Source organism: Deinococcus carri, assembly GCF_039545055.1.
Lineage (GTDB): Bacteria > Deinococcota > Deinococci > Deinococcales > Deinococcaceae > Deinococcus > Deinococcus carri.
In genome coordinates this window covers 604,049-618,078 of the sequence record NZ_BAABRP010000001.1, presented here as the reverse complement: position 1 = coordinate 618,078, position 14,030 = coordinate 604,049, and the positions used below count along the sequence as shown (strand labels likewise).

Below are 14,030 nucleotides of genomic sequence, written 5' to 3'. Positions count from 1 at the left end.
GAGCCATGCCGGCCCGAAAGTGCGCAAGCAGCGCCAGGACGGCCTTTTTTGGCCTGTTCCAGCCCATCACACCTGCCGCTCTAGCCTGTGCACGTTCCTGATGTTCCTGCCAAGGCCGTCACTCCCACACCCCTATGACGGGTGACGTTCCCGAGGAACAGCCCACGTCTCAAACCCCGTTCTCAACTGCCCAGGAGGCTCCCATGACCCGATTCACCCTGACCGCCGCCACCCTCGCCCTGACCGCCCTGCTGGCGTCCTGCGGCACCAACAGCAGCGCGCCCGCCAACGCGGCAGCCCCCGAGCAGCCCAGCGCAACAGCGCCCACGTCCGGTATCGCCTCGCTGCCGGTGGACCCCTACGCCAAGGCCAGCGGGCTTCAGGAGCAGGCCACGGAAACCTACAACATCACCCTCAAGTTCGCGTCCGGCAGCTCGACCAGCGTGGTCAACGCCATGAACGCCGCCGCGAGCCGCTGGCAGAAGGTGATCACCCAGGGCCTGCCCAGCGTCACCGTGAACATTCCCGCCGGGGCCTGCGGCAGCAACGCGGCCTACAGCGGCACCATCGACGACATCCTGGTGTTTACCGGGAACACCGACATCGACGGCCCCGGCGGCATCCTGGCCCAGAGCGGACCTTGCAGCGTCCGCAGCGCCAGCGGCCTGACCACCTACTCGACCCTGGTGTTCGACACCGCCGACCTCTCGCAGTTCAGCAGCCAGCTGGCCGACATCGCCGTGCACGAGCTGGGACACTCGCTGGGCATCGGGTCGCTGTGGTCGCAGTTCGGCCTGGTCAGCGGCGTGGGCACCACCAACCCGATCTACAAGGGCACCAACGGCGTGCGCGAGTACCGCGCGGCGGGCGGCACGCTCTCCACGGTGCCGGTCGAGAACCAGGGCGGCCAGGGCACGGCGGGTGCCCACTGGCGCGAGACCACCTTCAAGACCGAGCTGATGACCGGCTACCTCAACAGCGGCGTGTTCAACCCCCTGTCGCGTATGAGCGTCGGTTCCCTCCAGGACATGGGCTACGCGGTGAACTACACTGCCGCCGACGCCTACACGGTGCCCAGCACGTCCTCGCTGGCCGTCGGCGAGGGGCTGGACCTGGGCACCCACGAGCAGATCATCACGCCCAAGTACCGCACCGAATAACGCCGCGCCCCTCCGGCTTCCTCCGGCCGCCCCTGCCTCGTGCGGGGGCGGCTTCGTGTGGAGCGGCCAGCTTCCAGCACCCAGCCTTCATGCCGCTGCGGATGACGGGACCTGGGCAAAGGCAGCGAGCGGTCGGGAAGTTGCTGGCTGCTGGTCGCCCCCTCTCCACTCCTGCCCCGACGTGTGCGCCGCCGAATGTTCTAAAGCATTTGTCAAAAAGAGACCTTACTTTTTGACCGAGCGAAGCGAGTGAAATAAGGAGAGCGTTTGGGAGAATGGAGCCGTTGGAGGCGTTTTTCCTCCAACGGCGTAATTCGGACAAATGCTCTAGGGTAAAAGCCAATGAGCCTGCTCGCGCAACTGTCCGGCACCCTGATCAATGTCGCCACCGTCCTGCTGGGGACACTGCTGGGCCTCACGCTGGGCGCGCGGTTGCCGGAGCGCACCCAGCGCACGCTGCTGCAAACGCTCTCGCTGGTCACGCTGTTTATCGCGCTGGATATGGCGGGGAACCTGAACCGCGTGTCGGGCGGGACGATTCCCGGCGTGATCCTGGCGCTGGTGGCGCTGGCCCTGGGTGCGGTGGTCGGGGAGGCGCTGGGGATCGAGGAAGGGCTGGGCCGCCTGGGCGAGACGCTGCGGCGACGCTTCCGGGGCGGGGGCCGCTTCACGGAGGGCTTCGTCGCGGCCAGCCTGCTCTTCTGCATCGGCCCGATGACGATTGTGGGCGGGCTGCAAAACGGGCTGACCGGGGATTCCTCCACCTACGTCCTGAAAAGCACCCTGGACGGCATCGCGGCGCTGGCGCTGGCCGGGGCCTACGGCATCGGCGTGGGCTTCAGTGCGCTGACGGTACTGGTGCTGCAAGGAGGTGTCAGCCTGGCGGCGGGCGCGTTCGCGGCGGGGCTGCTGGGCGGGGCCGATCCGGGCGTGCTGAAGACCAACCCCTACGTTCTGCTGGTCACGGGCATCGGCGGCCTGATGATTGTGGGCATCGCGTGGAACCTGATGCTGGGCGGCCTGGGCTGGGAAGACCGCCGGGTGCGTGTCGGCAGCCTGCTGCCCGCGCTGCTGCTGGGGCCGCTGGCGCTGTGGGTGGCGGGGAGGCTGTAGGGCGGTCGGCCCCTCAGCGCAGCTCCGACCTCAGGAAGTCCACGACCGCCGTGAGCAGGCCCCGCTCCAGGGGAAGCTGGGCATTCGCGTAGGTGGAGAGATTCCCCACCGGGTCCAGCGGCGCGGGCACGAGAACATGGTTCACGCCGGGGGCGAGGAACGTGCGGGCGGCGGGCTGCGCGGCGGCCAGCAGGCGGGCGTCCTCGGGGCGTACTTGCAGGTCGCGGTCCCCCTGCACGATCAGGGTGGGCACGTTCACGGCGGCAATCAGCCGCTGCGGGTCGTACTTCAGGCTGCTGCGGAGGTAAGGCTGCACACTGGGCCGGAAGAGGGGCGCGAGGACCGGCGAGACGTTCGTGACCGTCTCCCCACGCGCCAGGGCGTCCAGAATCGTGTTCCCCTCCTGCACCAGCGCGGGCGGGTTGGCCGGATTCTGCGCGAGCTGGCGGCGGATGGTGGTGCCAATGTCCTCGCCGGGGGCCGCCAGCAGCACCAGGGCACGGGCGGGAGTGGCCTGCTGGAGCGCGGCCAGGGCAATCAGCCCGCCCTCGCTGTGGCCCACCACGCCCACGGGACCGAGGTCCGGCTGCTGCCCCAGCCAGGCCAGCCACGCGCGGGCATCGTTCACGAGGTCGTCGAAGGTCTGCGCCTCCTCGCGCGGGTCGGCCAGCGTACTCGCGCCGATGCCACGCTTGTCGTAGCGCAGGGAGGCGATGCCGCGGGCGGCCAGATTCTGGGCCAGCTTGCGGTAGGTACCTCCCGGCCCGCTCAGGGGATTGTCCCCGTTGCGGTTGGTGGGACCACTCCCCGCGACGATGAGGACCACGGGCGGGCGGACGTGCTGCGGGCCGTCCGGCATCTGGAGGGTGGCGGCGAGGCGCGCGCCGGGCACGTCCAGTGTCACCTCCCGGCTGGCCGCCAGCGCGGGCGTGAGGGTCAGGGCAGCGGTCAGGGCCAGCAGGGTTCGCATGAGGCTCTCCTTGTGCGGTGGGGACCGGAGCCGCCCACAGGTCAGGCGAGCGTAACACGGTCCCTTCCCCCTCCCGTACCGGTTCTGGCCTACCGCGCCGCCCTCACCCTTCCGGCCCACCACCCGCGCAGCCAGTCACGGAAGGCCGGGTACTTCGTGCCCAGCAGGGCGCGCACCTTGCGGTCCTTTTCCACCCGCATGGCGGCGATGCGGGCATTCAAGCGCGCAGCCTCCTGCCGCCCGATGACGTGCCGCCCGGCCTCGCCGTAGGCTGCCTCGCTGCGGGCCAGGCGGCGCAGCTCCGCGATCTGGGCAGGCGTGAGCGCCAGCGTCCGGGTCAGGCGCTCGGCGTCGGCGCGGCCCGAGGGCAACACAAAGAGCCGGACCAGCGCCGGGCTGTTCGGCCAGGGGTCGGCGGCAGTGGCCTGGGCACCCTGGGAAAGGACCGTCAGGGTGAGGGAAAGCAGCAGGCGTTTCATCCCTTCAGAGTAAGCGGCAGAGCACCTGCCCCAGCAGGCCACCCCCGGAGCATCACCCCACGGTCAGGCTGGCCTCACCCTTCACCCACCTGGGCGGCAGGGAGCTTGAAGAGACGTTCATGCTCGTGCAGGACGGCCTTTTGCAGAGCCAGCTATCAGTGCCCAGTCAGCTTCGCGGCTTACCTTGCCTGCATCCACAAGGAGGAAGAGCAGATGCAGACCAACCTGAAAGGCATACTGACCATGACGGCCCTGCTGGGCCTGAGCGCCGCGGGCACGGCGGGCGCGGGTTCGGCCAAGATTACCGCCCAGAGCATCATCGTCAACCCGGTCGAGACGAAGATGGACGTGCAGGTCTGGGTGAACAAGGACGCCAGCGGGCGCGGCAACCCGGTCTACCGCAAGGGCGAGAACATCAGTATCGGCCTGAAGACGAACCAGGACGCCTACGTGTACCTGTTCAACGTGAATGCGAACGGCGTCATCGACCTCTTCTTCCCCAACAACTACGAGGAGAGCAACTTCGTGCAGGCGGGGGTGACGCGGGTCTTCCCGGCGGACGGTGCGAAGTACACCCTGACTGTCGGCGGCCCGAACGGGCAAGACAAGCTGCTCGCCCTCGCCAGCACCAAACCGCTGAACATCGACGACATCGCGCGCTTTGCCGGGGACCAGGGCTTCGCGGAGGTGAAGGTGAAGGGGCAGGAGAACCTGGCCCGCGCCCTGAGCATCGTGGTGAACCCCCTCCCCGCCGACGCTTGGGTGACGGACATGGCGACTTTCCGCGTGGGCCAGGGGGGCAATGGCGGTAACCAGGACAGCGCGAGCGGCACCGTGACCGTGACGCCGGGGCAGCCCACCCCGCCCGCACCCCAGCCGCAGCCCACCCCCGCCCAGCCCGCGCCGACCCAACCTGTCACGCGCATTCAGCCCGGCGAGAAACAGAGCGGCGACTTCGACCAGGCGATGGTGCAGGCCTACGACCGCCTCAAGGGGCCGGAGTCCCTGGGCGAGGCCATCAGCTACGCGAGCGCCTGGGGCGACGGCCTGTGGCAAAAGTTCCGGGGCGTGGCGGCCTACGGGGACGCCGTGCTGCTCCACGCCAACGGCAGCAGCCGCGCCTACGCCGTCCACGGCCGCCTGCTGGAGCGTTACCTTGCCCTGGCGCGGGCCGAGAACGGCGCGACCCGTCCGCCCTCCCGCCTGGGCTGGGCCGCAGGCGACGAGAAGGTCATTCCCCGCAACAGCTTCGGCACCAGCGGCCTCTACGGCTTCTTCCAGAACGGGGCGCTGTACGGGACCGAGAAATACGGCACCTTCTGGCTCACCGGGCAGGTGCTCAAGACCTACCAGGGCCTGGGCGGCAGCGGCTCCTTCCTGGGCTTCCCCACCCGCGACCAGTACCTGCTGAACGGGGCCTGGGCCGCCGACTTCGAGGGCGGGACCCTGCGGACCGTCAACGGCGTGGTCAAGGTGTACCGCAAGTAAATGAACTTCCCGCGCCGGGGGTGACTGGCTTTTCCCCGCCCCACCCCCGGCCTGAACCTTCCCGCGTCCCGCACGGGCCGGGTGTGAATCGGCGCGCGGCCAGGTGGTGACTCCCACCTTTTCGCGCAACCCTCTTCACCTCTTTCATCCAAACGGGAAACCAGCAGACGAGTGCCCCAGCCGGAAGTGGTTGGGGCACTCGTCTGGTTGAGCGATGAGCTTTGAGTTATGAACGGACACCAGGAGAGCTTCCGCTGTTGGCGTGAGCCGTCTTTTTCATAGCTCATAGCTCACGGCTCATGGCCCCTCACGCTCAGAGCCTCAACTCAGCTTCGCCTTGAACTCCTCGTACCCGAACACCTTCACGCGCTCATACGTACCGTCAAGGTGCAGGATGCCGATGTCGGGGTGCTTCACGCCGTTGAAAAAGGTCGTCTTGACCATCGTGTAGTGAATCATGTCGTCGAAGACCACCCGGTCCCCGAGGTTCAGCGGGTGGTCGAACACGTACTCGCCCACCACGTCCCCGGCGAGGCAGGTCGTGCCACCGATGATGTAGGGGAAGTCGCCGGGGGCGTGGTCGTGGGCCTCGCGGTGGGTCTCCTGGCCCTCCCCAGGGTCACGTGCACCCAGGATGCGGGGACGGTAGGGCATCTCCAGCACGTCGGGCATGTGGGCGCTGACGGAGATGTCGAGGACGGCGATGTCCTTGACGTTGTGAACGATGTCCAGCACGCTGCTCACCAGCCAGCCGGTCTGCCAGCCGAAGGCGCTGCCGGGTTCCAGAATCACGTGGACGCCCCACTTCTCGCGGAACTGACGCACCACCCGAATCAGGAGTTCGATGTCGTAGCCCTGGCGGGTCATCAGGTGGCCGCCGCCGAAATTGACCCACTTCATGCGGGGCAGGAACTCCCCGAAGTTGCGTTCGACGACTTCCAGCGTGCGCTCCAGCGTGTCGCTGTCCTTTTCGCAGAGGGTGTGGAAGTGCAGGCCGTCGATGCCGTCCAGCATGTCCTCGCGGAACTCGCGGCGCGTCACGCCCAGGCGCGAGAACGGCCCGGCAGGGTTGTAGAGGTCCGTCTCGACCTCGGCGTATTCGGGGTTGACGCGGAGGCCGACGTGCAGTTCCTTCCCGACGGCGCGGGCGGCCTCCACCTGCGGCCGGAAGCGTTCCCACTGCGCGAAGGAATTGAACACCAGATGGTCGGCCAGTTCGAGGATGCGCGGGAAGTCCTCCTCGCTGTAGGCGGGCGCGTAGACGTGGACCTCGCCGCGCATCTCCTCCTTCGCCAGAATCGCCTCGTTCAGGCTGCTGGCGGTCGCCCCGGTGATGCCGTACCCGCGCAGCAGCCCAAAGACGCTCCACATCGCAAAGCCTTTGAAGGCCACGATAATCTGCGCGCCGCTCTCGCGCTGCACGTGGGAAATCAGGGCGAGGTTACGGCGCAGACGCGACTCGTCGAGGACAAAGGCGGGGCTGGGGATGGCCTTCCAGTCAATCGAGTCCGTGGGGGTCACGGCGGGGAGGTGCAGGTCAGAGACGGTCATGGGGGACAGGGTAACGGGGAAAGGCGTTAGGAGTTAGGAATTAGGGATGAGGCGTTAGTGTCAAAGCGGCAGGCCGCAGAAGGACGGGCCATACTGACCCCATGTTGCGAATCGGTTCCATCGTGTGGGGCGTGCAGGACCTTCCCCGGGCCATCACGTTCTGGACCCAGGCGCTGAACTACCGGCTGCGCGACGAGCCGGACGACGACTGGGCCGTGCTGGTTCCGCGTGAAGGCCACGGTGTGCAACTGGCGCTGAAGCTCGTCACCTCCCAGAAGGCGAAGCGGCATCACCTCGACCTGTACGCCGGGGACCGGGAGGCGGAAGTGGAGCGGCTGCTGGCCCTGGGAGCCGAGCGTGTGGACTGGCAGTATGAGCCGGGCGCGGACTATGTGGTCCTGGCTGACCCGGACGGCAACCGCTTCTGCGTGATTGGGAAGGGCGAGTAGCCATCTCTACAAGCGACAGGCCACGCGCCATAAGCCCGTCTCATACCGCCACGAACCGCAGCGCCTCCGGTGTCTCCTGTGCGGCGTCGAGAATAGGCACCAGCGTGCTGGTACTCACCTGCGCGGCGTAGCGCACGTCATCGCCCAGGCCCAGGCTGACGAGGTGCTGGCCGTGGCCGCTGCTGCCCAGGGCCTCGATGGGGTTGCCCGCGTTGCGGCGCACGGTGAGGGCGATGCGGGTGCCGTCGTCGATGGAAAACTCGCCCATCGCCAGCAGGTACTCGGCCAGCACCCCGGCGGCGTACACGTCCTCCAGGCCGACATGTGCGTCGGTTCCGGCGCAGACGATGGCGATTTCCTCGGTCGCCAGGGCGCGGGCACGGCGGGCGGCGGCGTGGGCGTTGGTGAGGGCGGCGAGCAGGACGTGCTTGCCGGTCTGCGCGGCGGTGTGGGCGGCCCCGGTGCCGTTGGTGGTGTTCATCACCACCACCCGGCCCGTGAAGTTCTGCGCGGCGGCCTCCACCGGGCTGTTGCCGAAGTCGAAGCCGGGAATGGGCAGCCCGCCGCGTTCCCCACCCAGCAACAGCCCCCCCTCCGGGGCCTCGCCGCGCAGCCCCAGCGCGACTTCCGGCGTGGCGGTGAGCAGGAGGGCCTCCGCGCCCCGTTCGAGGTACGCGACGGCGGTGGTGGTGGCGCGCAGCACGTCGATGACCAGCACCACGTCGGGGTAGTTGCCGTGCGGGAGGAGGTCCACACGCAATCTCAAGCCAGCGCCTCCCGCAACCGCCTCAGCCCGGCGTGGGGACCGTCCGGCCCGAAGACACTGCTGCCCGCCACCAGCACCGTCGCCCCCGCATCCGCCAGCAGGCGGGCATTGGCGGGCGTCACGCCGCCGTCCACCTCCAGCTCGGCCTCACTCCCCAGCTCGTCCAGCCAGCGGCGCAGGGTGCGGACGCGCTCCACACCCTGGGGAATGAACTTCTGGCCGCCGAAACCGGGGTTCACGCTCATCACCAGCACGAGGTCCACGTCGCCCAGCACGGGCCGCACCGCCTCCAGCGGCGTGCCGGGGTTGAGGGACACGCCCGCCCGCTTGCCCAGTTCGTGAATCATGCCGACCGCGCGGTGAATGTGCGGCGTGGCCTCCACATGCACCGTCATGCCGTCCGCCCCCGCCTCCGCGAACTCGCGCAGGTAGCGTTCGGGCCGTTCAATCATCAGGTGAACGTCCATGAAGAGGGGGCTGGCGCGGCGGGCGGCGGCCAGAATCGGCATCCCGAAGGAGATGTTGGGCACGAAGAGGCCGTCCATCACGTCGACATGGACATAATCGGCATCGGCAATCCGCTCCAGCTCCGCCCCCAACTGGGTGAAATCGCAGGAGAGGAGGCTGGGGGCGAGCTTCACACGCCTTGCCGGGGAGGCAGCGGGGGCGGCTGGGTCGGAGGTCACGAGCGGCAGTTTAACATTCTCATTTCTGCCGGGCCGAACGCGCCCTGGCCTGCCTAGGACGGCGCTCCGTTGCGTTGCCGCATGTTTCATACGGATTCCGTCCAATTCCTGAACAGTCGGGAGGGCACCGCCTGTTCATCCATCTCCCGAAATCCGCCCTTGTTCCTTCTCCCTCTGGTCGGATTTCTGGGTGTTTTCAACACCCTTCAATCGGAATCAGTCTCAGGCGTCCACTCCACTGCGCGCCGCCCTTTTTGCGCTTCTCGCTTTGCTCGGAAAGGTTGCCAAAAAACGGCAACCTTTCTGCGCCCCGCCCTAACGTCCGTTTGTTCGCCACGTGGCATCATGCACACAGACGGAGGAACTGCCATGACCCCACCTGACCTCTCCGCGTGGAAGGCGCTGGCGCAGAAAGACCTGCGCGGCGCGGACCCCGAGACGCTGAACCACGTGACGCCGGAGGGCCTCACCCTCAAGGCCCTGTACACGTCCGCCGACCTGCCCGAAAGCTCGGACACCCTGCCCGGCCTGCCGCCCTTCACGCGCGGCCCCCGCGCCACCATGTACGCCGCCCGCCCCTGGACCATCCGCCAGTACGCGGGCTTCTCGACCGCCGAGGCCTCGAACGCCTTCTACCGCCGGAATCTGGCGGCGGGGCAAAAGGGCTTGTCGGTCGCCTTCGACCTCGCCACGCACCGGGGCTACGACTCCAACCACCCGCGCGTGGTGGGCGACGTGGGCAAGGCGGGGGTGGCGATTGACAGCGTCGAGGACATGAAGATTCTCTTCGACGGGATTCCGCTGGGGGAAATGTCGGTCAGCATGACCATGAACGGCGCGGTGCTGCCCGTGCTGGCCGCCTTCATCGTGGCGGGCGAGGAGCAGGGCGTGCCGCGCGCGCAGCTTTCCGGCACCATCCAGAACGACATCCTCAAAGAGTTCATGGTGCGGAACACCTACATCTATCCGCCGGAACCGTCCATGCGGATTGTCGCGGACATCATCGCCTTCACCGCGCGGGAGATGCCGAAGTTCAACTCCATCTCCATCAGCGGCTACCACCTCCAAGAGGCGGGGGCGAACGCGGCGCTGGAGCTGGCCTACACGCTGGCCGACGGGCTGGAATATGTACGGGCGGCACTGGCGAAGGGCCTGAGCGTGGACGAGTTCGCGCCCCGGCTGAGCTTCTTCTTCGCCATCGGGATGAACTTCTACACGGAAGTGGCAAAGCTGCGCGCCGCCCGCCTGCTGTGGGACGAAATCATGGCGCAGTTCGGGCCGAAGAACCCCATGAGCCGCGCCCTGCGGACCCACTGCCAGACCTCCGGCTGGTCGCTGACCGAGCAGGACCCCTACAACAACATCATCCGCACGACGATTGAGGCGATGGCGGCGGTCTTCGGCGGCACACAGAGCCTGCACACCAACGCCTTCGACGAGGCCATCGGCCTGCCCACCGATTTCAGCGCCCGCGTGGCGCGCAACACCCAGCTGGTGATTCAGGAGGAGACGGGCATCCCGCAGATCGTGGACCCCTGGGGCGGCTCGTACCTGATGGAACGCCTGACCTTCGACCTGGCCGAAAAGGCCCGCGAGCTGATGCGCGAGGTGGAGGAACTGGGCGGCATGGCGAAGGCCATCGAGAGCGGCGTGCCCAAGCTGCGCATCGAGGAATCCGCCGCGCGCAAGCAGGCCCGCATCGACCGCGGCGAGGACGTGATTGTCGGGGTGAACAAATACCGCACCACCGAGGAAACGCCGGTGGAGGTGCTGGACATCGACAACGTGGCGGTGCGCGGGTCGCAGCTCGCCCGCCTGGGCCGCGTGAAGGCGGGGCGCGACCCGGAAGCGGTGGCCCGTGCCCTCGACGCGCTGGAGGAGGCCGCCCGCACCGGCGAGGGCAACCTGCTGGCCCTGAGCGTGGACGCCATGCGCGCCCGCGCCACCGTGGGCGAGGTCAGCGACGCGCTGGAGCGGGTGTGGGGCCGTCACCGGGCAGAGGTCCGCACCTTATCGGGCGTCTACGCCCAGGGCTATGACGGCGACGAGGGCTTCGCGGCCCTTCAGAACGAGATTGAGGCCTTTGCCGAGGCCGAAGGCCGCCGCCCCCGCATCCTGGTCGTGAAGATGGGCCAGGACGGGCACGACCGGGGCGCGAAGGTGATTGCGACGGGCTTTGCCGACCTGGGTTTCGACGTGGACGTGGGTCCCCTCTTCCAGACGCCAGAGGAGGCCGCGCGGCAGGCCGTCGAGAACGATGTTCACGTCATCGGCGTGAGCAGTCAGGCCGCCGGGCACAAGACGCTGATTCCGCAACTCGTCGAGGCGCTGCGGGCAGAGGGCGCGGGCAATATTCTGGTGGTGGCGGGCGGCGTGATTCCGCAGCAGGATTACGCGGCGCTGAGGGCGGCGGGGGTGGCGGGCATCTTCGGCCCCGGCACGCCGATTCTGCACTCGGCGCGCGAGGTGCTGGGCCTGCTGCGGGAACGCCAGCAGGAATTGCCCCTCACGCCGTGAAACTGGCATAAAAGAAGAGTGAGCCTTGCCTCCTTGCCCCACGTGTTACAAGGGGGCATGAAGTCCCTGGCTGCGGCCCTTGCCCTCAGTTTCCTGACGGCTCCCCTGGCGCTGGCGCAGAACACTCCGGCACGCCAGTTCACCGCCCTCCAGCAGGCCCGCGTGCAGGTCGCGCGCGAGACGGCGCAGGTACGCCTGCTGGAGCGGAGCGGCCAACTGCGGCCCCTGCGGGTGGCTGCAAACTGCATGGACCGCTTCGGGCGTCCGCAGCTCAGCGTGCTGGTGGACGCGAAAGGGACGCCCCGGCTGGTGCGCTACGAGCGGCAGATACCCGACAACAGCGCGCAGTTCACCGGCTACTACGACGCGGCGGGACACCTGCGGCTGGCAACGGGCAGCGCTTCGGGCTACCCCGGCCCGCTGTACAACCTGACGGCGGAGTACGACGCCCGTGGGCGGCTGCTGAACGAGGCCGGGATGCGCCGCCCTGGCTGGAGCGCCGACCTGCGCGAACTGTCCGGCCTGAACCTGGGGGCGCTGCGCCTGGGCCGCTGCCCAGCCTGAGGGAGAACCGGGCGCACGTCCCCCAACATCGAAGGCTGACTGGGCTGGGGCGGCTTCCTTGCTATCGTGCAGGACATGCGCCCTGGCCCCAGGCGGCTTCTGACGCCCCCGCTGCTGAGATGAGGCTCTGTCCTCATGGTCGCCCTGCTGGGCGCAGCCCTGGCGGGGGTTCTCCCGGGCAATCCTGCTGGGGACACTGCCGAAGAAGCACAGCGCCAGGCGGCCATTGCCGCTATCGACCAGGTGCGTTCCCGGACCGAACGGATGCTGGGCAAGCCGGGGGCCACCATCCAGACGGCCATGAAGGCCGAGTGCGGCGGCAGGCTCACCAAATAGCTCGCGCAGTTCAAGGGCACGACCACGATGACACCAGTGCGTTACCTCATCCGCACGGTTTCAGGCGGCCGCACCCGGACCGATGTCTTCTATTACGACGACCGGGGCGTGCTGCGTAGCATCAAGACCATACTCAGAGAGGCAGGCAGCCTGAGCCAGCGCATGATTTACCTCGACCAGAACGCGCAGCTTTTCTACATTGATGCGAGGGGGCCGAACTTCGGACACCCCCTCAACCCGGTTCTGCGCCAGCGTGAACTTGCCATCAATCCCGCCTGGGAATTCGCCCTCGCCTCCCCCTGCCGGGATGACCGGGGCCGCCCCCTCTGACCTTTCCTCCTCAGCCCCGCTCCGCCCCCGCTGCACGCGCGGGCTTCCAGCCGGGCGGGCCGAACAGATAGCCCAGACGGTCGCGCCAGGTCCGGGCCGAACGCACGTCCTGCCACAGGGCGGCGAACTCGTGGAAGGCGACGGTCACGGGGTTGTGGGTGTGGATGTTGTGGACTAGGCCGTAGCGGACCCGCTCGGTTTCGGGCTGGAAGGTTCGCAGCAGCCGGTCCCAGACGATCAGGATGCCCGCATAGTTGCGGTCCAGATACAGCGGGTTGCTGCCGTGGTGTGCGCGGTGGTGGCTGGGGGTATTGAAGATGGCTTCGACCCAGGGATGCAGCCGCCCGACGCGCTCGGTGTGGACGAAGAACTGGTACAGCAGGTTCCAGCTCTGCGCCAGCAGCACCATCCACGGCTCGAAGCCCAGCAACGGCAGCAGGAGCCAGAAGGGCAGCGCCGTCATCGGCACCCAGGTCTGACGCAGCGCCGTGGAGAAGTTGTAGTGCTGGCTGGAGTGGTGGACGACGTGCGATGCCCAGAACAGCCGGACCTCGTGGCTGACGCGGTGGAACCAGTAGTAGGCGAAGTCGTCCAGAAAGAACAGCAGCACCCAGGCCCACCACGCATCACTGGGAATCCGCAGCGGCGTGAGGGTGTAGAGCGCCGCGTAGATGGTCACGACCACGCCCTTCCACACCACATTCACCAGCACGTTCCCGATGCCCATGCTCAGGCTGGTGAGGGTGTCCGCCGTGCCGTAACCGGGGGAGGCGTGCCCCCCCGCCCCGTCCTTCTCGCGCAGGAAGAAGTAGGCGGCCCACTCCAGCACCAGTGAGAGGATGAAGAAGGGGACGGCCTTCTGAATCAAGTCAAACACGGGGGGCCTCCTTGCCCTCCTGTGCCTGCCCCCAGAGCTTGAGGCTGTCAGCGGCGACCTCACGGGCGAGGTGGGCGGCTTCATCGGCGTCTCCCCGCCGCGCGGCCTCCCGCAGTTGGGCGTAGTACCGGCGCGAGCGGTCGCGGCGCTCGGGAGCGGCAAAGTAGACCTCGCCCGCCGATGCGAACACGCCGCGGAAACTGCCCAGCAGCATCGGGGCCAGGGCATTGCCGCTGAGCCGGACCACCGCACTCTGCACCTGCCAGTCGAAGGAAGCCCAGACGGCGGGCGTCTCTTCCCGTGGAATCCCGGCCAGCAGGTCGGCCAGTTCGGCAGCGGTCGCCGGGCACGCCACGGCAGCGGCGGTCCAGTGGGGCAGCAGTGCGGCGCGCAGGTCCAGCAGGTCGGGAATCAGGCCGTCCAGCCCACCGCGTGCGGCCAGGTGGGCCAGGACACTCAGGCCGCCCTCGCGCGGGTCGCGGGCCAGGGTGGGTTTGCCCTGGCGGATGTCCAGCAGGCCATCGCGGGCCAGGCGTTGCAGGGCCTCGCGCAGCGTGGGACGGGTCACACCCAGTTCGGCGGCCAGTTCACGCTCGGCGGGCAGCGCTGTACCGGGCGGATAGTGGCCGTCCAGCAGGCGGGCCAGCAGAATCTCCTCGGCGTGGAGGGCAGGGCGGCGGGGCAGGGTCATGGGGGAAGCTCCTTTTTTGAAGAGGTCAGAGGTCTGACCAGAAAGAATAGGTT

At 68.2% G+C, this 14,030-nt stretch carries 15 protein-coding genes; 8 read left to right on the top strand and 7 right to left on the bottom strand.

Annotated features, from left to right (window positions below; genetic code table 11):
- Window positions 1-203: 203 nt before the first annotated feature.
- Both ABEA67_RS03100 and ABEA67_RS03095 read left to right on the top strand, forming a co-directional pair.
- On the top strand, window positions 204-1,160 hold the full coding sequence (locus ABEA67_RS03100) for a leishmanolysin-related zinc metalloendopeptidase (RefSeq protein WP_345460703.1): 957 nt from the start codon (window positions 204-206) through the stop codon (window positions 1,158-1,160).
- Between the two features lie 342 nt (window positions 1,161-1,502).
- Window positions 1,503-2,273 (top strand): DUF554 family protein, encoded by a 771-nt coding sequence (locus tag ABEA67_RS03095; protein ID WP_345460700.1) that lies wholly within the window; start codon window positions 1,503-1,505, stop codon window positions 2,271-2,273.
- A 13-nt stretch (window positions 2,274-2,286) separates the two neighbouring features.
- On the opposite strand, the gene ABEA67_RS03090 is transcribed toward ABEA67_RS03095, so the two are convergent.
- The gene (locus tag ABEA67_RS03090) at window positions 2,287-3,243 is read right to left on the bottom strand and encodes an alpha/beta hydrolase (RefSeq protein ID WP_345460697.1); all 957 of its coding nucleotides are present in this window, start codon (window positions 3,241-3,243) and stop codon (window positions 2,287-2,289) included.
- A gap of 89 nt (window positions 3,244-3,332) precedes the next feature.
- Window positions 3,333-3,722 carry a hypothetical protein gene (locus tag ABEA67_RS03085; protein WP_345460694.1) on the bottom strand — a complete coding sequence of 130 codons (390 nt, stop codon included), beginning with the start codon at window positions 3,720-3,722 and terminating at the stop codon, window positions 3,333-3,335.
- A 213-nt stretch (window positions 3,723-3,935) separates the two neighbouring features.
- Here ABEA67_RS03085 and ABEA67_RS03080 point away from each other — a divergent pair, with 213 nt between their 5' ends.
- On the top strand, window positions 3,936-5,210 hold the full coding sequence (locus tag ABEA67_RS03080; protein WP_345460691.1) for a DUF4384 domain-containing protein: 1,275 nt from the start codon (window positions 3,936-3,938) through the stop codon (window positions 5,208-5,210).
- Between the two features lie 321 nt (window positions 5,211-5,531).
- On the opposite strand, the gene nspC is transcribed toward ABEA67_RS03080, so the two are convergent.
- Window positions 5,532-6,761, bottom strand: a complete 1,230-nt coding sequence (gene nspC / locus ABEA67_RS03075) for a carboxynorspermidine decarboxylase (protein WP_345460688.1) — start codon at window positions 6,759-6,761, stop codon at window positions 5,532-5,534.
- Window positions 6,762-6,862: 101 nt separating this feature from the next.
- Here nspC and ABEA67_RS03070 point away from each other — a divergent pair, with 101 nt between their 5' ends.
- Window positions 6,863-7,210 (top strand): VOC family protein, encoded by a 348-nt coding sequence (locus ABEA67_RS03070; RefSeq protein ID WP_345460685.1) that lies wholly within the window; start codon window positions 6,863-6,865, stop codon window positions 7,208-7,210.
- Between the two features lie 40 nt (window positions 7,211-7,250).
- Here ABEA67_RS03070 and ABEA67_RS03065 read toward each other — a convergent pair whose 3' ends face one another.
- Window positions 7,251-7,976 (bottom strand): 2-phosphosulfolactate phosphatase, encoded by a 726-nt coding sequence (locus ABEA67_RS03065; protein WP_345460683.1) that lies wholly within the window; start codon window positions 7,974-7,976, stop codon window positions 7,251-7,253.
- Window positions 7,973-8,662 carry a ribulose-phosphate 3-epimerase gene (rpe, locus tag ABEA67_RS03060; protein WP_345460681.1) on the bottom strand — a complete coding sequence of 230 codons (690 nt, stop codon included), beginning with the start codon at window positions 8,660-8,662 and terminating at the stop codon, window positions 7,973-7,975. The genes ABEA67_RS03065 and rpe overlap by 4 nt, the downstream gene beginning before the upstream one ends.
- Before the next feature lie 369 nt (window positions 8,663-9,031).
- On the opposite strand from rpe, the gene scpA reads away from it, so the two are divergent.
- The 4 genes from scpA to ABEA67_RS03040 all read left to right on the top strand — a co-directional run bounded on the left by scpA (window position 9,032) and on the right by ABEA67_RS03040 (window position 12,409).
- A complete protein-coding gene (gene scpA, locus ABEA67_RS03055; protein ID WP_345460678.1) occupies window positions 9,032-11,179 on the top strand; it encodes a methylmalonyl-CoA mutase in 2,148 nt (715 codons plus the stop codon).
- 57 nt (window positions 11,180-11,236) lie between these two features.
- Window positions 11,237-11,743, top strand: a complete 507-nt coding sequence (locus ABEA67_RS03050; RefSeq protein WP_345460675.1) for a hypothetical protein — start codon at window positions 11,237-11,239, stop codon at window positions 11,741-11,743.
- Window positions 11,744-11,878: 135 nt separating this feature from the next.
- Complete coding sequence (locus ABEA67_RS03045) at window positions 11,879-12,079, top strand: hypothetical protein (RefSeq protein ID WP_345460672.1); 201 nt, start codon at window positions 11,879-11,881, stop codon at window positions 12,077-12,079.
- A gap of 36 nt (window positions 12,080-12,115) precedes the next feature.
- Window positions 12,116-12,409, top strand: a complete 294-nt coding sequence (locus tag ABEA67_RS03040) for a hypothetical protein (protein ID WP_345460669.1) — start codon at window positions 12,116-12,118, stop codon at window positions 12,407-12,409.
- A gap of 10 nt (window positions 12,410-12,419) precedes the next feature.
- Here ABEA67_RS03040 and ABEA67_RS03035 read toward each other — a convergent pair whose 3' ends face one another.
- Window positions 12,420-13,286 carry a sterol desaturase family protein gene (locus ABEA67_RS03035; RefSeq protein WP_345460666.1) on the bottom strand — a complete coding sequence of 289 codons (867 nt, stop codon included), beginning with the start codon at window positions 13,284-13,286 and terminating at the stop codon, window positions 12,420-12,422.
- The gene (locus tag ABEA67_RS03030) at window positions 13,279-13,977 is read right to left on the bottom strand and encodes a GntR family transcriptional regulator (protein WP_345460663.1); all 699 of its coding nucleotides are present in this window, start codon (window positions 13,975-13,977) and stop codon (window positions 13,279-13,281) included. Before ABEA67_RS03030 ends, ABEA67_RS03035 begins: the two co-directional genes overlap by 8 nt.
- Window positions 13,978-14,030: the final 53 nt, after the last annotated feature.